The organism is Streptomyces tsukubensis (assembly GCF_003932715.1).
Taxonomy (GTDB): domain Bacteria; phylum Actinomycetota; class Actinomycetes; order Streptomycetales; family Streptomycetaceae; genus Streptomyces; species Streptomyces tsukubensis.
Genome location: NZ_CP020700.1, coordinates 7,556,243 through 7,578,493, shown reverse-complemented (window position 1 = coordinate 7,578,493; position 22,251 = coordinate 7,556,243). Strand labels below are relative to the sequence as shown.

Below are 22,251 nucleotides of genomic sequence, written 5' to 3'. Positions count from 1 at the left end.
CGGACTCTCCCTCCGTCGGGCTCCGCCAGTCACGTTCGCGTCAGTCACGTTCGCCGCCCAGGGCCATCCGGACCAGGTCGTCGACCTCCATGGCTCCGATGTCCTCGTCGGGAATCGGTGTCCCCTGGCCGTCGGCGAGGCTCAGGAGCGCTTCGAGCAGACCTGCCCGGCGCAGTTCGGACGGCGGGATCGTGGCCAGCAGGGAGCTGATCTCACGGTCCTCCCGGTCGGACACCGTTCCCGTGTTCCCTCCGGTGCCGGGCTCGTCCGGGACGAGTCGCGCGGTCAGATGGACGGCGACGGCGAGCGGGGTGGGGTGGTCGAAGACCAGGGTCGCGGGCAGCCGCCGGCCGGTGGCCGCGGAGAGCCGGTTCCGGAGTTCGACCGAGGTCAGCGAGTCGAAGCCGAGGTCTTTGAAGGCCCGGTCCGGTTCGATGGTGTCGGCGCCGCCGTGGCCGAGGACTTCGGCTACCCGGCCCCGGACCAGTTCGAGCACGGTGGCGAGGCGTTCGTCCGGTCCGAGCGCGGCCAGTCGGCTGCGCAGGGAGCCCACCTCGACGGCTTCCGTGCCCGAGGCCGGGCGGCGTGCTCCGCCGGGGACGAGCGCGGAGAGCAGGGCCGGGACGGGTGCGGTCCGCGCCGCCGTCCGCAGCCTGCCGAGGTCGATCCTGACGGGGACCAGCAGGGGTTCGTCCGAGGCGAGCGCCGCGTCGAAGAGGGCGAGCCCCTCTTCGGTGCCGATCGCGGCGGTGCCTCCCCTGGCCATGCGGCGCAGGTCCGCGTCGGTGAGGGCACCGGTCATGGTGCTGCGCTGCGCCCACAGACCCCAGGCGAGCGACTGGGCGGGCAGGTGCTGGGCGCGGCGTTGCTGGGCGAGTGCGTCGAGGAAGGCGTTGGCGGCGGCGTAGTTGCCCTGTCCGGCGTTGCCGACCGTGGCGGATGCGGAGGAGAAGAGGACGAAGGCCGACAGCGGCAGATCGCGGGTGAGGGCGTGGAGGTTCAGGGCCGCGTCGACCTTGGGGCGGAGAACGTGGTGCATCCGCTCGGGGGTGAGTTTCTCCACGATTCCGTCGTCGAGGACGCCGGCCGCGTGGACGACGGCGCCGAGCGGGCGGTCGGCGGGGACGGTGGCGAGCAGGGCGGCGAGCGCCCGCCGGTCGGCGATGTCGCAGGCTTCGACCGTCACCCGGGCGCCGAGTTCGCGGAGTTCGGCCGCCAGGTCCGGGAGGCCGGGCGTCTCGGCACCGCGCCGGCCGGTCAGCAGCAGGCTCCGTACCCCGTGTGCGGATACGAGGTGACGTGCCACCAGACCTCCGACGACGCCACCCGCTCCGGTGATCAGGACGGTGCCCTCGGTCGCCGCGCCGGCGGGCAGGATCGGGGCCGGAGGTGCATCCGGGGAGACGGCCGTCCGGGCGAGGCGGGCCGCGAGGAGTCTTCCCTGCCGTATCGCCAGTTGGGGTTCCGAGCCTGCGAGCGCCTGCGGCAGCAGTTCGCCGACGGTGGCCGGGTCGTCGGTGTCGAGGAGGAGGAAGCGGCCGGGGTGTTCGGACTGGGCGGAGCGGACGAGACCGCGGACCGCGGCCGCCGTGAGGTCGGGGACACCGTCGTCGGCGTCCGTACAGACCGCGCCCCGGGTCAGCAGGACGAGGCGGGCGTCGTCGTCGAAGCGGGATTCGGCCAACCAGTCCTGGAGGAGTTGCAGGGCCTCGTCCAGTGCGGTGTGAACGGTTGCGGCATCGGGGAGGCCGGAGCGCTGCGAGGCATGGTCGCACCACACGAGTACGGTCGCGGGCGCCGGCATTCCCTGTTCCACCGCGGTACGGAGCGCTGCGAAGTCGGGGTGGCTGTCGGGGAACAGGTCGCGGCCGCCGACGACCGTCCAGGGTCCGATGGGGTCGGCAGGCGCAACGACCGGTGCCGGTGACCACTCCAGCCGGTGGAGGGATTCCGGTCCGCCGCTCGCACGGAGCGCGCCGGGATCCACCGGGCGGACGGTGAGCTCTTCCACCGAGGCGACCGGGAGGCCGCCCGGATCGGTCGCGTCGACGGACACGGCTCCGCCCGTGCCGCATCCGAGCCGTACCCGGAGGGCGGTGGCACCGGAGGCGTGGAGCCTGACACCGCTCCAGGAGAACGGCAGCCCGGCCGGTGTCCGGCCCTCGGACGGGTCGCCTTCGGGCTGCGCGGCCAGGAACAGTCCCTGGAGTGCGGCGTCCAGGAGGGCGGGGTGCAGACCGAAGGCGGCTGCGGACCGGTGCTGCTCCTCGGGCAGGCGCACTTCGGTGAAGATCTCGTCGCCCCGGCGCCAGGCGGCGTCGAGCCCCCGGAAGGCGGGTCCGTAGCCGTAGCCGGAGGCCTGGAACCGTTCGTAGAGGTCGTCGACGGGGACGGGTACCGCCCCTGGCGGTGGCCAGGCACCGGCATCGCCCCAGGTGACGGGGGGCAGCGCGTCCGTTGCGGGAGCTGCGGCGAGCAGACCGGTCGCGTGTACGGTCCAGCGCGGTACGGCTGTGTCCTCTCGGCAGGAGGAGAGGCCCAGGGAGCGTCTGCCCTGCTCGTCGGCGGCACCGATCCGCACTTGCAGGCGGACCGCGGCGTCGGCGGGTATCAGCAGCGGTGCCTGGATGGTCAGTTCCTCCACCGAGTGGCAGCCGGCTTCGTCGGCGGCGCGTACGGCCAGTTCCACGAAGGCCGCTCCGGGCAGGATGACCGTGCCGGCCACGGCGTGGTCGGCGAGCCACGGGTGGGTGCGCGGCGACAGTCGGCCGGTGAGCAGGAGCTCGCCCGTATCCGCGATGTCGATCGCCGCGCCGAGCATGGGGTGGTCGGCGGAGTCGAGGCCGGCCGTTGCCACGTCGGCCGCCGGTGTGTTCGCCGGCTCGGGCCAGTAGCGCCGGTGCTGGAAGGCGTACGTGGGCAAGTCGACGCGGCGGGCGCCGGGGTACGTTCCTGACCAGTCGACGGGGAGCCCGCTCTCCCAGGCGCGGCCGAGGGAGTGCAGGAGCCGTTCGAGGCCGCCTTCGCCGCGCCGCAGGGTGCCCAGCACGGCCGCGTCGACGCCTGCGGCCTCCACCGACTCCCCCACCGCGACTGCCAGCACCGGATGCGGACTCGGCTCGACGAAGAACCGGAACCCTTCGGTGAGGAGTTCGCGGGTGGCTTCCTCGAACCGGACGGTCTCCCGCAGATTCCGGTACCAGTACGCGGCATCCAGCGACGCCGTATCCAGCCAGCCACCGGTGACGGTGGACCAGAACGGCAGCCCGCCCGACACGGGAGTGATCCCGTCCAGATCGGCCAGCAGTTGTCCGCGGATCTCCTCCACCTGGGGAGAGTGCGAGGCGTAGTCGACCTCGATGCGGCGTGCCCGTACCTCTTCGAGGTCGAGCTGTTCCAGGAGCTCCGTGACCGCGTCCGCGTCACCCGACACGATGGTTGACCGGGGCCCGTTGACCGCCGCCACGGACAACCGGCCCTCCCAGACCGCGATCCGGCCCCGTACCTCCGCGGCCGGCAGCGCGACCGACGCCATCCCACCGCTTCCGGCGAGCGCCATCACCGCGCGGCTCCGCAACGCCACGACCTTCGCCCCGTCCTCCAGCGACAACCCACCCGCCACACACGCCGCCGCCACCTCACCCTGCGAATGCCCCACCACCCCATCCACCACAACCCCATGCGACCGCCACACCTCCGCCAACGACACCATCACCGCCCACAACACCGGCTGCACCACATCCACCCGCCCCAACAACACCGACGAACCCAACGCCTCTTCAAGAGACCACTCCACATAAGGCGAGAGCGCCCGCTCACACTCCGCCATCCGACCCGCGAAAACCCCGCACTCCTCCAGCAGCCCCACAGCCATCCCCACCCACTGCGACCCCTGCCCCGGAAACACCAGCACCGAGCGGCCTTCCACGGTCCGGCCCGCTGCGCCGGGGAACTGGTCCACTGTGCCGTCGGCGGCGGCGCGCAGCAGGGACCGCAGCTCGTCGCCCGTCCCCACCAGGGCCTTCCGGTAGGCGAAGGGGGTGCGGGCGTTGAGGGAGAATCCGATGTCGTACGGGTCCGGCTCGGGCCCGCCGTCCAGGTACCGGTTCAAGCGGTCGGCCTGGGCGCGCAGCGCCTCGGGGCTGCGCGCCGAGAGCAGCCAGGGCACCACTGCCGTGCGGGGCCTCGGTCCGGGCTCCGGTACGTCGTCCTGCGGGGCCGCCTGCTCCAGGATCGTATGGACGTTGGTGCCGCTCAGGCCGAAGGAGGACACCCCGGCCCGGTACGGGCGGCCGTGGTCGGGCCAGGGGCGGAGTTCGGTCGCGAGGGCGAGTGATCCGCGGGTCCAGTCGACGTGGCTGGACGGTTTGCCGACGTGCAGGGTGGCGGGCACCTGCCCGTACCGCATCGCCAGCACGGTTTTGATCACACCCGCCAGTCCCGAGGCCGCCTGGGAGTGGCCGAGGTTGGACTTCAAGGAGCCGATCAGCACCGGCCGGTCCGCGGGCCGGTCCTGGCCGTACGTCGCCAGCAGCGCCTGCGCCTCGATGGGATCGCCCAGCGTCGTACCCGTACCGTGTGCCTCCACCACGTCCACCTCGGACGCGGTCAGTCCGGCGTCGGCGAGCGCCGCCCGGATCACCCGCTGCTGCGAAGGACCGTTCGGTGCGGAGAGGCCGTTGCTGGCGCCGTCCTGGTTCACCGCCGAGCCGCGGATCACGGCCAGCACCGGATGGCCGTTGCGGCGGGCGTCCGACAGCCGCTCCAGGAGTACGACACCGGCTCCCTCGCCCATGCCCATGCCGTCGGCGTCGTCCGAGAAGGCCTTGCAGCGCCCGTCCTCGGCCAGTCCGCGCTGGCGGGAGAAGCTGATGACGGCGCCCGGGGTCGCCATCACCGCGACGCCTCCGACCAGGGCCAGTGAGCAGTCGCCCGCGCGCAGGGCCTGTCCGGCGAGGTGCATCGCGACCAGGGAGGAGGAGCAGGCCGTGTCCACGGTCACCGCCGGGCCTTCGAGGCCCAGGGTGTAGGCCACCCGGCCGGAGACCACGCTGGGCGCGCTGCCGGTGAGCAGATGCCCGTCGCCCTCGTCGGACTGCGCGACCACGGAGGCGTAGTCGGCGTAGTTGACGCCGGTGAACACGCCGGTACGGCTGCCGCGCAGCGTCACCGGGTCGATGGCCGCGCGCTCCACCGCTTCCCAGGACGTCTCCAGCAGCAGCCGCTGCTGGGGGTCCATCGCCAGGGCTTCACGCGGCGAGATCCCGAAGAACTCCGCGTCGAACTCGGCCGCGTCGTGCAGGAAGCCGCCGTGCCGGGTGTAGGAGGTGCCGGGGTGGTCGGGATCGGGGTCGTAGAGGGCGTCGAGGTCCCAGCCGCGGTCCGCGGGGAAATCCGAGACGGCTTCGCCGCCTTCGGTGAGCAGCCGCCACAGCTCCTCGGGGGTGCCGATTCCGCCGGGGAAGCGGCAGGCCATGGAGACGATCGCGATCGGGTCGTCGTCGGTCGGGGCGGGGTGCCGGGCCGGGGCCGACGGTGGTTCCGGGGTGTCGTTCCGGCCCAGCAGTTCGGCGCGGATCTCCTGGGCGAGGGCTCTGGCCGTCGGGTGGTCGAAGACCAGGGTGGAGGGCAGCCGGAGACCGGTGGCGGTGTTCAGCCGGTTGCGGAGTTCCACGGCGGTGAGTGAGGCGAAGCCCAGGTCCTGGAAGGCTTTTCCGGGTTGGATCGCTTCGGCGGTGGCATGGCCGAGTACGGCGGCCGCGTGGGTGCGGACCAGGTCGAGGAGCAGGCGTTGCTGCTCTGCGGCGCCGAGTGCGGTGAGGCGTTCGCGCAGGGCTTGGGCCGCGGGTGCGTCGCCGGTGTGGCGGTCGGCCGGGCGGTCCAGGGCGCGGCGGGCCTCGGGGACGGTGGTCAGCAGGGGGCTGGGGCGGGTGGAGGTGAAGACCGCCGCGAACTGTTCCCAGTCGACGTCGGCGACGGCGATCACGGTCTCGTCGTCGTCCAGGATCTGTTGCAGGGCGTCCACGGCGCGTTCGGGGGAGATCCGGGGCAGACCGTGCTGCTCCAGTTTGAACAGGTCGGCGTCGTCGCCCGCGGTGCGGTCCTGCCAGGGGTTCTCGGCCTGCCAGACGCCCCAGTCGACGGTGGTGGCGGTGAGTCCGCGCGCCCGGCGGTGCTGGGCCAGGGCGTCCAGGTAGGTGTTGGCGGCGGCGTACGCGGCGTGGTTGCCGCTGCCCCAGACACCGGCGATGGAGGAGAACAGGACGAACGCGTCCAGTTCCCGGTCGAGGAGGGCATCGAGATGTGCGGCTCCGGCGGCCTTGGCGGCGACGATCTGTTCGAAGGCGGACAGGGGGGTGCTGTCCAGCGGGGCGAGGGCGATGAAGGCGGCCGCGTGGAAGACGGCGGTGACCGGGCTGCCGGATGCTTCCAGGCCGGTGAGCAGTTCTTCGACGGCTTCCCGGTCCGTCAGATCGCAGACGGGGAGCGACAGGCGTACGCCGAGTCGGTCCAGTTCGGCCGCGAGTTCCGCAGCGCCCGGCGTCCCGGTGCCGCGGCGGCCCGGCAGGACGAGGTGCGCGGCGCCGTTCCGGGCCAGCCAGCGGGCGATATGCGGGCCGACGGCGCCGGTGCCGCCGGTCAGGAGTACGGTGCCGCGGGGTTTCCAGTTCCGTGCCCGGTCGGTGGCTTCGGCGGGTGCGCGGTGCAGACGGCGGGCGAGGAGGCCGGAGGCGCGGAGTGCGAGCTGGTCCTCGCGGCCGTCGGCGGTGGTCAGGAGGTTGCCGAGCCGGGTTCTGGCGGGGGCGTCGAACTCCACGGGCAGGTCGATCAGTCCGCCCCACCGCCCGGACATCTCCAGTGCCGCCACCAGGCCGGTGCCCCAGATCATGGCCTGGGCCGGTTCCGTGACGGGGTCGCCGGCGCCGGTGGACAGGGCCCCGCTGGTGGCGCACCAGAGCGGTGCGGTGATGTCCAGGTCACCGAGCGCCTGCACCAGGGCGACGGTCAGTGCGGTGCCGGTGGGCAGTGCGGGGTGGTCGGGGTGGGGTCGTGAGCCCTGTGCCAGCAGCGACAGGATCCCTGCCGGGATCCGGCCGTCGAGGGCGGTGGTGAGTGTCTCGGCGAGTTTCTCGCGCCGGATGTCGTCCGTCGCGAGTTCGGCCGTGACGACGGTGGCTCCGGTCTCGGTGAGCGCCCGGACCGGGCCCTGGACCTGTGCGCCGGAGCCGTGCCCGGCGGGGAGCACCACCAGCCAGGTTCCGGCGGCGGACGGGCCGGGCACCGGGTCCGGCAGCGGCTGCCAGTCGATGCGGTAGCGCCAGGAGTCGACGGCGGCCCGGTCCCGGCGCTGCTTCCGCCAGTCGCGCAGGGCGGGCAGCAGCGGTCCGAGGGTGTCCTCGTCGACGGCGAGGCGGCCGGCGATCTCGGCGGGGGCGTCGTGCTCGACCATATGCCAGAAGGCCGTTGCGTCGGGGTCGGCGCCGGCCGTCCCGGCTGCGTCCGGTGTTTCGGGCGTTTCGGGCTCCAGCCAGTAGCGCTGCAGTTGGAAGGGGTATCCGGGCAGGTCCGTCGGGTGGGCGCCGGAGCCGGCGAATACCGCGGCCCAGTCGACGGACACACCCGAGACCCAGAGTTCGGCGGCCGAGGTCAGCGCCCGGCGCAGTCCGCCCTCGCCGCGGCGCAGGGTTCCGACGACCACCGCGGGCTCTCCGGTTCCGGTGTCCTCGACGGTGTCCTGGAGCGCCATGGTCAGCACCGGGTGCGGTGATACTTCGACGAACGTCTCGTGTCCCTGCTCGGCCAGGGCGCGGACCGCCGTGTCGAAGCGGACGGTCTGCCGCAGGTTGCGGTACCAGTAGTCGGCGTCCAACTGCGTGGTGTCCAGCCGGTCCCCGGTGACGGTGGAGTACAGCGGTATCCGGCCCGTGACCGGGCGCAGGTCGGCGAGGGCGGCCAGGATGTCCGCCCTGATCGTCTCGGTCTGGGCCGAGTGCGAGGCGTAGTCGACGGGTACGGCTCGGGCCCGTACGCCGTGCGATTCGCAGTGGGCGAGGAGTTCCGCGACGGCCTCGGCCTCTCCGGAGACGACCACGGCGGCCGGTCCGTTGACGGCGGCGATGGAAAGGCGGTCCGCCCAGGGGCGGATCTCGGCCCGGGCCCGCTCCTCGGACAGGGAGACGGCGGCCATTCCGCCGAGGCCGGCCAGCGCCCGGACGGCCCGACTGCGCAGGGCGACAACCTTGGCGCCGTCCTCCAGTGTCAGCGCCCCGGCCACCACGGCGGCGGCGATCTCGCCCTGGCTGTGGCCGACGACGGCGTCCGGCCGGACGCCCCAGGACTCCCAGAGTGCGGCCAGTGACACCATCACCGCCCACAGCACCGGCTGCACCACGTCCACCCGCTCCAGTGAGGGTGCTTCGGGCGTGTCTTCGAGAACCGCGAGGAGCGGCCAGTCGACGTGGGCGGAGAGCGCGGCGCCGCAGGCGGTGATCCGGTCGCGGAAGACGGAGCTGGTGGCGAGGAGGTCCCGGGCCATGCCGGGCCATTGCGAGCCCTGGCCGGGGAAGACCAGTGCCGTACGCCCCTCGACGACCCGGCCGCTGCCCGGTCCGACGACGGCAGCGGCAGCGACGGCGGCAGCGGGCCCACTGTCGTCCGCCGCCGTCGGTACGGGTGTGCCCGCCGCGGCCGTGGTGGCGAGGCCGCCGCGCAGTGCCGGGCCGCTGTCGCCGATCACCACGGCCCGGTGTTCGAAGGCGGAGCGGGTCGTCGCCAGGGAGAGGCCGATATCGGCCGGGAGCGCGGAGGGGCGGGCGGCGAGGTGGGCTGCCAGCCGGGCCGTCTGGTCCCTGAGCGCGGACGCGGTACGGCCGGAGAGGACCCAGGGCAGTACGGATCCGGGTGCGCCGACCTTCGGCCCGGGCCCTGCCGCCGGGGCGGCCGCGACCCGCTCGTCCTCCGGGTCCGGCTCCGGTGCCTGTTCCAGGACGACGTGCGCGTTGGTGCCGCTCATGCCGAACGCGGAGACACCGGCCCGGCGCGGACTGCCGGTGGAGGGCCAGTCGCGGGCCTCGGTGAGGAGTTCGACGGCTCCCGACGACCAGTCCGCGTGCGGGGTGGGCTCGTCCACGTGCAGGGTGCGGGGCAGGATTCCGTGCCGCAGCGCGAGTACGGTCTTGATGACTCCGGCGACACCCGCGACGGCCTGGGTGTGGCCGATGTTGGACTTCAGCGATCCGAGCCACAGCGGGCGCCCGGCGGGCCGGTCCTGGCCGTAGGTGGCCAGCAGGGCGTCGGCCTCGATGGGGTCGCCGAGGGTGGTTCCGGTGCCGTGGGCCTCCACGGCGTCCACGTCCCGGGCCGTGAGTCCGGCGTCGGCGAGCGCCGCCCGGATCACACGCTGCTGGGAGGGCCCGTTGGGCGCGGTGAGCCCGTTGCTGGCGCCGTCCTGGTTCACCGCCGAGCCACGGATGACGGCCAGCACCGGATGGCCGTTGCGGCGGGCGTCCGACAGCCGTTCCAGCAGCAGCATGCCCACGCCCTCGCCCCAGCCGGTGCCGTCCGCGGCCGCCGCGAAGGCCTTGCAGCGGCCGTCGGCGGACATCGCGCCCTGTCGGCTGAACTCCACGAAGACGGCGGGCAGCGCCATCACGCTGACGCCTCCGGCGAGCGCGAGTGAGCATTCACCGGCCCGCAGGGCCCGCGCCGCGAGGTGGACGGCGACCAGCGAAGCCGAGCAGGCGGTGTCCACCGTGACGGCGGGCCCTTCGAGTCCGAGGGTGTACGACACCCGCCCGGACATCACGCTCATCGAGTTTCCCGTCATCAGGAAGCCCTGTACAGCCTCCGACGCGGTGGCGCCCAGGGTCGCGTACCCCTGGTCGATGGCTGCGGCGAACACTCCGGTACGGCTGCCCCTCAGGGTGAGCGGGTCGATTCCGGCCCGTTCGACGGCCTCCCAGGACGCCATGAGCAGCAGCCGCTGCTGGGGGTCCATCGCCACCGCCTCGCGGGGCGAGATCCCGAAGAAACCGGGGTCGAAGTCCCCCGCGCCGTCGATGAACGCCCCCCGGCCGGGTACGTTCCCGCCGGCCGGCCAGAACCTCTCCCAGCCCCGGTCGCCCGGTACGGGGGTGACCGTGTCACGGCCCGCGACCAGCAGCTCCCACAGCTCCTCGGGCGCGCGGACACCGCCGGGGAAGCGGCAGCTCATGGCCACGATCGCGATCGGCTCCCCCGTGGCGGCCTCGGCCTCCCTCAGCCGCTGCCGGGTCTTCTGCAGGTCGATGGTCACCCGGTTGAGGTAGTCGCGCAGCTTCTGGTCGCTCACAGGACACTGCCGTTCTCGTCGAGGGATACCCGGACGGGGGAGATCGGTTCCGGGGTCATGCGAGTCCCAACTGCCGGTCGATGTAGTCGAATACCTCGTCGTCGCTCGCCGATGCGATCCCGTCGGCCGCCAGTTCGTCAGGGACGGGGGCGGCGGCGGTGGCGGCGCGGCGCGGCCCGCGTGACAGGACCTGCTGGAGCCGGGCGGCCAGTTCATCGCTGACGGCCTGCTCGGGCAGGGCGTCGAGCAGTGCCTCCAGGCTGTCGAGTCCGGCCAGGACCGCCGAGTCGTCCGCCGGGCGTCCGGCGGTGATCCGTACCGCGAGATGGCGGGCGAGCGCCTCCGGTGTGGGATGGTCGAAGACGAGTGCGGCGGGCAGCCGCAGCCCGGTGGAGGACGCCAGCCGGTTGCGGAGCTCCACCCCGGTGAGGGAGTCGAAGCCGATCTCCTTGAACGGGCGGGCCGCCCTGATCAGCTCCGGCGTGCTGTGGCCGAGCACCGCGGCCGCGCTGCCGCGCACCAGGTCGAGGAGTGCCCGGTGGAGTTCGGCGGCGGGCAGCGCGGCGAGTTGTTCCGCCAGGGAGCGGACCGGCGGCGGGGACGCCGCCGTGGCGCGGGCCGGTCGGACCAGTCCGCGGAGCACGGCGGGGAGCTGCTCGTCCGCTCGCAGCACGGACGGGTCGATACGGGCCGCGAGCCGGTAGGCGTGCGGGGAGTCCAGCGCCGTGTCGAAGAGGGCGAGCCCTTCCGCCGACGTCAGCGCACCCGTGCCACGGCCGCCGGTGACGCGGGCCGTCATGGCGCTGCGCTCCTCCCACAGGCCCCAGCCGATGGACACGCCCGGCAGCCCCTCGGCCCTGCGTTCGGCGGCGACGGCATCGAGGACCGCGTTGGCGGCCGCATAGTTCGCCTGTCCGGCGCCGCCGAACAGTGCGGCCCCGGAGGAGAACAGCACAAAGGCCGCGAGGTCGGATCCGCGGGTCGCTTCGTGGAGGGCGAGCACGGCGTCCGCCTTGGGCCGCAGGACGCGGTCGAGCCGGTCGGGCGTCAGTCCGGTGACCGTGGCATCGTCCAGGACACCGGCGGCATGGACGACCGCGGTCAGCGGATGCGCTGCCGGTACGGCCGCGAGGAGGGCGGCCAGCTCGGTGCGGTCGGCCACGTCGCAGGCGGCGACGGTCACGGTGGCCCCGAGCGCCGTCAGCTCCTGGACGAGTTCGGGCATTCCGGCGGCGGATCCGCCCCGGCGCCCCGCCAGCAGCAGGTGCCGGGTGCCGTGGGAGACGACCAGGTGCCGGGCCACGAGCCGCCCCAGGGTGCCGGTGGCCCCGGTGATCAGGACGGTGCCCTCCGGGTCCGGCTGTGCGGGGAGCAGAAGCACGTTCTTGCCTACCCCTGCGGCGCGGCTGAGCGACCGGAGGGCCGCCGGGGCCTGCCGGATGTCCCAGCCGGTGACCGGCAGGGGGCGGAGCACGCCCCGCTCGAACAGGTCCAGGACTTCGGCCAGCATCTCGCCGATACGCTGCGGCCCGGCTTCCATCAGGTCGAACGCCCGGTAGCGCACACCGGGGTGCTGCCGGGCGATCTCCTCGGGATCGCGGATGTCGGTCTTTCCCAGTTCGACGAACCGGCCGCCGTGGGGCAGCAGTCTCAGGCCCGCGTCGACGAACTCCCTCGCCAGGCTGTCGAGTACGACATCGACACCTCGTCCGGAGGTGGTGGTGAGGAAGCTGTCGGCGAAGCCGGTGTCCCGGGTCGAGGCGATGTGCGCGTCGTCCAGTCCGGCGGCCCGCAGTACGTCCCACTTCGCGGGACTCGCGGTCCCGAAGACCTCCGCACCGGCGTGCCGGGCGAGCTGGACCGCTGCTGTGCCGACGCCGCCGGCCGCCGCGTGGACCAGGACGGATTCCCCGTGCCGCAGACCGCCCAGATCGAAGAGGCCGTAGTAGGCGGTGAGGAACACCACAGGTACGGATGCCGCGCGGGCGTAGGACCAGCCGGAGGGTATCCGGGCGATGGTGCGCCGGTCGGCGACGGCGACCGGGCCGAAGGCGCCTCGGAAGATGCCCATCACCCGGTCTCCCGGCGCCAGGTCGTCGACGCCGGGCCCGACGTCGACGACGGTTCCGGCCCCTTCGCTGCCGAGGCCCTGCTGTTCGGGGTCCGGGTCCAGCCCGAGGGTGGCGATGACGTCGTGGAAGTTCAGCCCGGCGGCGCGTACCGCGATCCGGACCTCGCCCTTGCCCAGCGGGGCGAGGGCGTCGGGGGCGGGCAGGAACGCGATGTCGTCCAGGGAGCCCCGGCCGTCGGTGGCGAGCCGCCAGGCCGGTTCGTCCTGCGGCAGGGGCAGTGTTCCGTCGGCCCGTCCGCCGCGGGCGAGCCGGGGCACCAGCAGCTCTCCGGCTCGTACGGCCAGCTGGGGTTCGTCGGCGGCCAGGGCGGCGGGCAGGACGTCCGCGGCGGTGTCCGCCGGGTGCAGGTCGACGAGTACGAAGCGGCCGGGATGCTCGGTCTGTGCGCTCCGTACCAGTCCCCAGAGGGCGGACTGGGCGAGGTCGGCGGGGCGGTCGGCCGGTCCGGTGCGGACCGCGTCCCTGGTGAGCAGGGTCAGTTTCGACCCGGAGAACCGCTCGTCGTGGAGCCACTGCTGGACCAGGGCGAGGCCGTCGCGGACGGTGGCGTGGATCCGGTCGGACGGGTCGGACGGGTCGGACGGCGAGCCGGTGGTCGGAACGGTCGCGACGACCGTGCCCGGTGCGGGTAGTCCCGAGCCGATGGCGGCGCTCAGGGCGGCGAGGTCCGGCCAGGCGTCCGCGCCGGGGACGGCACCGTCCAGGGCGGCCCAGCCCGGGACGGGAGCACGGGCCGGGCCGGTGGCGGGCGTCCAGTCGAGGTGGAACAGCAGATCGCCGTGGGCGGCGGAGAGAGGACCGCCGTCGGCCGCGGGTCGCAGGGCGAGGGAATCCACGGTCAGTACCTGTTGGCCGGTCAGATCGTGTACGGAGAGGGTCACGGCGTCCGCGGCGGCGCGGGTCAGCCGTACGCGCAGGGTGGTGGCACCGGTGATCCGGCTGGTCACCCCGGTCCAGCTGAAGGGCAGCCGGGCCCGGCCGTCCTGGTCCGGAAGGAATGCCGCCGTCTGGAGGGCCGCGTCCAGCAGTGCGGGATGCACGGCGCAGCCTGCGGCATCGGCGTGCTGCGGCTGCGGCAGCACCACTTCGGCGAAGACCTCGTCTCCGCGGAGCCACGCGGTACGGATCCCGCGGAAGGCGGGGCCGTAGTCGTAGCCGGCTTCGGCGAAGCGCTCGTAGAGGTCGTCCGGGTCCACGTCCACGGGTTCGGCACCGGCCGGTGGCCAGCTCAGCAGCCCGGCAGCGGTTCCGGCTCCGTCCCCGGTGGGCCGGGGGGCCAGGGTGCCCGTCGCATGCTCGGTCCACGGCCGGTCGGAGTCCCTGCCGGTACGGGCGAACACACTCAAAGGCCTTCGGCCGTCGCCGTCGGCCGTTCCGACCCGCACCTGTAGGAGGACGGCTCCTTCGTCCGGCAGTACCAGTGCCGATCGCAGGGTGAGTTCTTCCACCACGGGGCAGTCCGCCTCGGCGGCGGCACGCAGCGCCAGCTCCAGAAAGGCGGTGCCGGGGAAGAGTACGGTGCCCGATACCGCGTGGTCGGCCAGCCAGGGGTGGGTGTGCAGTGACACCCGGCCGCTGAGCAGCAGTTCACCGGAGTCCGCGGTCTCCAGCGCCGCGCCGAGCAGGGGGTGTCCCGTGGTGGCGAGTCCCGCGGAGCCGACGTCCCAGCTCGTGGTCGGTACGTCCAGCCAGTAGCGCCGGTGCTGGAAGGCGTAGGTGGGCAGGTCGACGCGGCGGGCGCCGGTGCCCGCGAACAGCGGCTCCCAGTCGACCGGAAGCCCTTGGGTGTACGCCTGGCCGAGGGAGTGCAGGAGCCGTTCGAGGCCGCCTTCGCCGCGCCGGAGAGTGCCCACGACGGCCGCGTCGACACCCGCGGCCTCCGCCGACTCCCCCACCGCGACCGCCAGCACCGGATGCGGACTCGGCTCGACAAAGAACCGGAACCCTTCCGTCAGGAGTTCGCGGGTAGCTTCCTCGAACCGGACGGTCTCCCGGAGATTGCGGTACCAGTACGCGGCATCCAGCGACGCCGTATCCAGCCAGCCACCGGTGACGGTGGACCAGAACGGCAACGTGCCCGAGGTGGGGTTGATGCCGTCCAGATCGGCCAGCAACCTTTCGCGGATCTCCTCCACCTGGGGAGAGTGCGAGGCGTAGTCGACCTCGATACGCCGGGCCCGAACCTCCTCGGCTTCGCACTGTTCCAGCAGTTCCGTGACCGCTTCCGCATCACCCGACACGACCGTCGACCGCGGACCGTTGACCGCCGCCACCGACAACCGGCCCTCCCAGACCGTGATCCGCTCCCGTACCTCCCCGGCCGAAAGCGCAACCGACGCCATCCCACCGCGACCCGCGAGCGCCACCACCGCACGGCTCCGCAACGCCACCACCCGCGCCCCGTCCTCCAACGACAACCCACCCGCCACACACGCCGCCGCCACCTCACCCTGCGAATGCCCCACCACCCCATCCACCACCACACCAAACGACCGCCACACCTCCGCCAACGACACCATCACCGCCCACAACACCGGCTGCACCACATCCACCCGCCCCAACAACACCGACGAACCCAACGCCTCCCCCAACGACCACCCCACAAAAGGCGCCAACGCCCGCTCACACTCCGCCATCCGACCCGCAAACACCTCCGACTCCCCCAGCAACCCCACAGCCATCCCCACCCACTGCGACCCCTGCCCCGGAAACACCAGCACCGTCCGACCGCCCGACACCCCACCACCCACCACCAGCTGCGGAGACTCCGTCCCCTCCGCCAGAGCGGCGAGGCCCTCGGACAGCTTCTCCCCCGAGCCCACGACCACCGCGCGGTGTCCGTGCACGGTACGGCCGGTGGCCAGCGAGAACGCGAGATCGCAGGCGGACGCGTCCGTCCCGTCGCGGAGCGCCCCGAGCAGGGCTGCTGCCTGCCCCCTCAGTGCCTCGGGGCTCCGTGCCGAAAGCGGCCACGGTACGGCGGCGGGCGGGTGCGCCGGTGTCCCGGACACTTCGGCCTGCTCGGTCGCGGGCGACTGCTCCAGGACGATATGGGCGTTGGTTCCGCTCACGCCGAAGGACGACACACCCGCCCGACGGGGGCGGCTGGTGTCGGGCCACTCCCTGGCTTCGGCCAGCAGCTCGCCCGCGCCCGCCGACCAGTCGACCTCCGGGGTGGGACCGTCCACATGCAGGGTCTTCGGCATCACCCCGTGCCGCAGCGCCAGGACCGACTTGATCACACCGCCGACTCCGGCTGCGGCCGAAGTGTGGCCGATATTGGACTTCAGGGAGCCGATCCGTACCGGCCGGTCCGCGGGACGGTCCTGGCCGTACGTCGCCAGCAGCGCCTGCGCCTCGATGGGATCGCCCAGCTTGGTACCGGTGCCGTGCGCCTCCACCACGTCCACCTCGGACGCGGCCAGCCCGGCATCGGCCAGCGCCGCCCGGATCACCCGCTGCTGCGAAGGACCGTTCGGCGCCGTCAGACCGTTGCTCGCACCGTCCTGGTTCACCGCCGAACCACGGATCACCGCCAGCACCGGATGCCCGTTCCGCCGGGCATCCGACAACCGCTCCACCAGCAGCATCCCCACGCCCTCGCCGAAGGCGGTGCCGTCGGCCGCGGCGGCGAAGGACTTGCAGCGGCCGTCGGGGGCCAGGCCGCCCTGGCGGCTGAACTCGACGAAGAGTTCGGGGCTGCACATCACGTTGACACCGCCGGCCAGCGCCATGGAGCATTCGCCCGATCGCAGGGCCCGTACCGCCATGTGCAGGGCCACCAGCGACGACGAGCACGCCGTGTCCACGGTGACCGCGGGGCCTTCCAGGCCGAAGAAGTAGGCCAGTCGTCCGGAGACGATGCTTCCGGAGTTGCCGGTGCCGAGGAAGCCTTCGACGTCCTCGGGGATATAGGGCAGCAGACGGGCGGCATAGTCCTGCTGCATCAGACCGACGTAGGTGCCGACGGCGCCGCCGCGCAGGTCGGCCGGGTCGATGGCCGCGCGTTCGAAGAGTTCCCAGCCCGTTTCCAGCAGCAGCCGCTGCTGCGGGTCCATCGCCAGCGCCTCGCGCGGCGAGATCCCGAAGAACTCCGCGTCGAAGTCGGCCGCATCGTAAAGGAATCCACCGTTCCGGGTGATGGAGGTGCCGGGGCGGCCGGGTTCCGGATCGTAGAGCGCGTCCAGTCCCCAGCCGCGGTCCGCCGGGAACCCGGAGATACCGTCGCGGCCCTCGGCCAGCATCCGCCACAGATCCTCGGGCGAGCGGACACCTCCGGGGAAACGGCAGGCCATGGAGACGATCGCGATCCGGTCGTCCCCGGCGCCCGGTCCACCCTCCGCCCGCACAGCGGAGACGGCCTTCCCGACACCGGAACCAGAACCAGAACCGGAACCGGAAGCTGCCAGTCCGGTACGGAGGGAGTCCGCAAGCACCGTCGGCGTCGGATAGTCGAAGACCAGGCTTGCCGGGAGCCGCAGCCCGGTGGCGGCGTTCAGCCGGTTCCGCAGCTCCACCGAGGCCAGCGAGTCGAACCCGAGATCGCGGAACGCCCGTCCGGGGTCCAGATCGTCCGGGGAGGCATGGCCGAGGACCGCCGCCGTATGCGTCCGGACGAGTCCGAGGAGCAGCCGCAGCCGTCCGGCGTCGTCGAGTGCCGCGAGACGTCCGCGCAGGACGTCCTCGCCCGCCGTCACCGCGGCGGCCGTCGCCGCCCGGCGCGGCGGAGTCCGTACCAGACCGCTCAGCAGCGGCGGCAGGGTTCCGGCCGTCGCCGCCGACCGCAGGGCGACCGTATCGAGACGGATCGGTACCAGCACGGCCCGGTCCACGGCGAGGGCGGTGTCGAACAGGGCGAGTCCCTGCTCGGTGGAGAGCGGCGGCATCCCGGAGCGGGCGATGCGCCGCACTTCGGCGTCGTCCAGATGTCCGGTCAGGGCGCTGGGCTGCTCCCACAGGCTCCAGGCGAGTGACCGGCCGGCGAACCCCGCCGCCCGCCGCTGTTCGGCGAGGGCGTCGAGGAACGCGTTGGCGGCGGCGTAGTTGGCCTGTCCGGGGCCTCCGAACGTGCCTGCGGCGGAGGAGAAGAGGACGAAGGCGGCGAGGTCCAGCCCGTCGGTCAGATCGTGCAGATGGAGGGCCGCGTCGGCCTTGGGGCGCAGCACACCGTCCACGCGCTCCGGGGTGAGCGCCGTGACGACGCCGTCGTCCAGGGCGCCAGCGGCGTGGACCACGGCGGTCAGCGGATGCTCCGGCGGCAGATCCGCGAGTACGGTCGCGAGGGCGTCCCGGTCGGCGGCGTCACAGGCGACGATCCTCGCCTCGGCGCCCAGCGCCGCCAGTTCGGACCGCAGCTCCTCGGCTCCGGGGGCTGCCGGGCCGCTGCGGGAGAGCAGCAGCAGCTGCCGCACTCCGTGCCCGGTGACCAGGCGTCGGGCGATATGGGAACCCAGCAGGCCGGTGCCCCCGGTGACGAGAACGGTTCCGGCCGGATCCAGGGGCCGGGGGGCGGCCGCCGGGTCCGGCCCGCTCTTCGCGACCCTCGCCAGCCGTGGTACGCGTACCTCCGCGCCTCGTACGGCCGACTGTGCCTCCCCCGAGGCGAGAGCCGCCGCCGCACCGGGCGAGGTCCCCGCCGGGTCGTCCGGGTCGAGGTCGAGCAGGGCGAAGCGTCCCGGATGCTCGGACTGGGCGGAGCGGACCAGGCCCCAGACCGCGCTCTGCGCCGGGTTCCGCACGTCCGATCCGGCACCGACCGCGCCTCGGGTACGGAACACCAGCCGGGAGCCTGCGAAGCGGTCGTCGGCGAGCCACGTCTGCACATCCGCGAGGGCCCGGTGCACGACCCGCCGGACCGCTTCGGCGGTGAGGTCTCCGGTCTCGCAGTCCAGCAGGACCGTCCCGGGCACCGGCGCTCCGGCGTCGACATCGGCCACCAGCGACGCCAGGTCCGTGACCGGAGCCGCCACCGGTGCCCCGGTCCCGGCGGGCCGCACCGGGACCCACTCCACCTGGAACAGGTCGTCGTGGTGGCCGACGCGGCCGGGACCGGTGGTGAACTGTGCCGCGGCGGCGGGCCGGAGCACCAGCGAGTCCACCGTCGCCACGGTCCGTCCGGTCGGGTCGGCCATCCGGAGCGTCACCGCATCGGGCGCCGCCGGGGTGATCCGTACCCGTATCGCGTCCGCGCCGGTGGCATGCAGGGTGACACCGTTCCAGGTGAACGGCATCCGCCCCCCGGGGTGTTCGTCCGCTCCGGCGGTGCCGGGGAGTCCGGTGGTGTGCAGGGCCGCGTCCAGCAGGGCCGGGTGCAGGCCGAAACGGTCGGAGCCGGGTGCGGGCCCGTCCGGCAGTACGGCTTCGGCGAACACCTCGTCACCGCGCCGCCAGGCGGCCCTCAGGCCCTGGAACGCGGGACCGTAGACGAAACCGCCATCGGCGAAACGGTCGTACAGCCCGTCGAGGTCGACCGGCTCGGCGCCGGGCGGCGGCCAGACCGCCGACCAGTTGCCGTCGGGGTAATCGGGATGCTCGGGGTCCGTCGCGGCCGTGCTCGCGCCCTCCTCGGTGAGCACGCCCTCGGCATGCCGGACCCATGCGCCGTTCCCGTCTCCGTCACCGTTTCCGTCTCCGGCCGTGGTGTCGGGCCGGGAGTGCAGGGTCAGCGGGCGGCGTCCCTGCGGGTCGGGCGCGCCCACGGAGAGCCGCAGCAGCGTCCCGCCGTGCTCGGGCAGCACCAGCGGGGCCCGGAGGGCGAGTTCCTCGACCCGCGGGCAGCCGACGCGGGCTCCCGCCTGAAGCGCCAGCTCCAGAAAGGCGGTTCCCGGGAGCAGCACTCCGCCCCGGACGGCGTGGTCGGCCAGCCACGGGTGGGTGGCGGTCGACAGCCTGCCGGTGAGCAGCAGGCCGTCGCTGTCCGCGAGCAGCACGACGGCGCCCAGCAGCGGATGGCCGGCCGGTGCCAGACCCGCCGAGGTGATATCGGCCTCGGGTGCTGCGATGTCCGCCAGCCAGTACGGCTCCCGCTGGAAGGCGTAGGTCGGCAGCTCCACCGGTCCGGGGCGGCGGCCGGCGAAGACGGCGTCCCAGTCGAGCGGTACGCCGCGCAGATGCAGTTCGGCGAGGGATTCGGTGAATCTGCGCAGCCCGCCCTCGTCCCGGCGCAGCGAGCCGACGGCGGCGGCGTCGGCGCCCGCGTCCTCGGCGGTCTCCAGCACACCGACGGTGAGCACCGGGTGGGGGCTGCTCTCCAGCAGCACCTGGTAGCCGTCCGCCAGCAGGGCGCGGGTCGCCTCTTCGAAGCGGACGGTCGCGCGCAGATTGCGGTACCAGTAGTCGGCGTCCAGGGTGGCTGTGTCCTCCAGGAGTCCGCCGGTGACCGTGGAGTAGAACGGGATTTCGGAACGGCGCGGGGTCAGACCGTCCAGCAGGGTGAGGAGTTCTCCGCGGATGTCCTCGACGTGGGCGCTGTGCGAGGCGTAGTCGACTGGGATCCGCCGGTTCCGTATCTCCCGGTCCGACGCCTGTGCGAGGAGTTCGTCGAGCGCGTCCGGATCGCCGGATACCACCGTGGACGCGGGGCCGTTCACCGCAGCGACGGACAGTCTGCCGTGCCAGGCGGCGATCCACTCGCCGGTCTGCGCGGCGGGCAGGGCCACGGAGGCCATGCCGCCGCGGCCGGACAGGGCCCGTATCGCCCGGCTGCGCAGGGCGACGACCCGCGCCGCTTCGTCCAGGGAGAGGGCACCCGCCACGCACGCGGCCGCGATCTCGCCCTGCGAGTGTCCGACCACCGCGCCCGGGGTGACGCCGTACGAGCGCCACAGCTCCGCCAGCGAGACCATGACCGCCCACAGCACCGGCTGGACGACGTCGACGCGCTCCGGCGGCGGTGTGCCGGGGACGCCGCGCAGGACGGCTTCCAGTGACCAGTCGACGTACGGGGCGAGGGCGCGTTCGCAGTCGGCGGCGCGGGCCGCGAAGACCGGTGCGGTGTCGAGCAGTTCCACGGCCATCCCGGCCCACTGCGAGCCCTGTCCGGGGAAAACCATGACCACGTCGCCGCCCGGTCCGGCGGTACCGCGGAGCAGGCCGGGGGCGGTGGTGTCCGCGGCAAGAGCGTCGAGGCCGGAGCGGAATCCGTCCGGGCCGGTGCCGATCAGGACCGCCCGGTGCTCGTGGGAGGCGCGGGTCGTCGCCAGGGCGTGGCCGACCTCGGCGGGGCCCCATCCGGGGCGGGCGTCCAGATGGGTCCGGAGCCGTGCGGCCTGAGCGCGCAGCGCCCCGGCGGTGCGGCCGGAGAGTACCCAGGGGAGGACGTGTCGCGGGGTGGCGGTGGTGGTGGTGGCGTGTGTTCCGCCGGGGTCCCCGGCGGGTTCGGCGGCCTGTTCACCGGCCTGTTCGTCGGCTTGTTCCAGGACGACGTGTCCGTTGGTTCCGCTGACGCCGAACGAGGAGACCGCCGCCCTGCGCGGCCGTCCGGTGTCCGGCCAGGGGGTGTTCTCGGTGACCAGGCGCACCGCGCCCGATGTCCAGTCGATCTGCGGTGACGGGTTTGCGGCATGCAGGGTCGGCGGGACGGTCCCGTGCCGCATGGCGAGTACGGCCTTGATGACGCCGCCGACCCCGGCCGCCGCCTGGGTGTGGCCAATATTGGACTTCAGGGAGCCCAGCAGCAGCGGCCGGTCGGTGGGGCGGTCCCGGCCGTAGGTGGCGAGCAGTGCCTGGGCCTCGATGGGGTCGCCCAGCGGGGTGCCGGTGCCGTGTGCCTCCACCAGGTCCACGTCGGCGGGGGTGAGTCCGGCGTTCTCCAGGGCCCGGCGGATCACCCGTTGCTGGGCGGGGCCGTTGGGGGCGGTGAGTCTGCTGCTCGCGCCGTCCTGGTTGACGGCGGTACCGCGGATGAGGGCGAGCACCGGGTGCCCGTTGCGCCGGGCGTCGGAGAGCCGCTCCAGCAGCAGCATCCCCACGCCCTCGCCCCAGCCGGTGCCGTCCGCGGCGGCGGCGAAGGACTTGCAGCGGCCGTCCCTGGCGAGGCCGCCCTGCCGGCTCATCTCCACGAACGGGACCGGTGTCGACATCACCATCGCGCCCCCGGCGAGTGCCAGGGTGCAGTCGCCCTGCCGCAGGGCCTGGGCGGCGAGGTGGATGGCGACGAGGGAGGACGAGCAGGCGGTGTCGACGCTCACCGCCGGTCCTTCGAGACCGAAGGTGTAGGCGATCCGGCCCGAGGCGACGCTGTCGGAGCTGCCGCTGCCCAGATAGCCGGCCAGATCGTCGGGGACGCGCTTCAGCCGTACCGCGTAGTCCTGGTACATCACCCCCGCGAAGACACCGGTGCTGCTGCCGCGCAGGGACGCCGGGTCGATCCCCGCCCGTTCGAACGCCTCCCAGGTGGTCTCCAGCAGCAGACGCTGCTGGGGGTCCATGGCCAGTGCCTCACGGGGCGAGATGCCGAAGAACCCGGGGTCGAATCCCTGTACGTCGTCGAGGAAGCCGCCTTGGGCGGCGTAGCTGGTGCCGCTGCGCTGTTGCTCCGGGTCGTCGAGGTGTTCCAGGTCCCAGCCGCGGTCGCCGGGGAAGCCGGTGACGGCGTCGGTTCCGGTGGCGACCAGCCGCCACAGATCCTCCGGCGATTCCACCCCGCCCGGATAGCGGCAGCTCATGGCGGTGACGGCGATCGGTTCGCGGCCCGCGGCCTCGGCCTCGGTCAGACGGCGGCGGGTCCGGTGCAGATCCGCCGTCACCCGCTTGAGGTAGTCCCTGAGCCTGTCGTCGTTCCCCATTGCC

General features: G+C 73.5%; 2 protein-coding genes. Both read right to left on the bottom strand.

Features of this window, described 5'->3' with window-relative positions:
- Window positions 1-40 precede the first annotated feature (40 nt).
- The gene (locus B7R87_RS31225; RefSeq protein WP_233168977.1) at window positions 41-10,330 is read right to left on the bottom strand and encodes a type I polyketide synthase; all 10,290 of its coding nucleotides are present in this window, start codon (window positions 10,328-10,330) and stop codon (window positions 41-43) included.
- Window positions 10,331-10,385: 55 nt separating this feature from the next.
- A complete protein-coding gene (locus B7R87_RS31220; RefSeq protein ID WP_006344989.1) occupies window positions 10,386-22,247 on the bottom strand; it encodes a type I polyketide synthase in 11,862 nt (3,953 codons plus the stop codon).
- Window positions 22,248-22,251: the final 4 nt, after the last annotated feature.

Coding starts and splice junctions, on each gene's coding strand:
- B7R87_RS31220 (WP_006344989.1), bottom strand. CDS start 22,247: ATGGGGAACGACGACAGGCTCAGGGACTACCTCAAGCGGGTGACGGCG.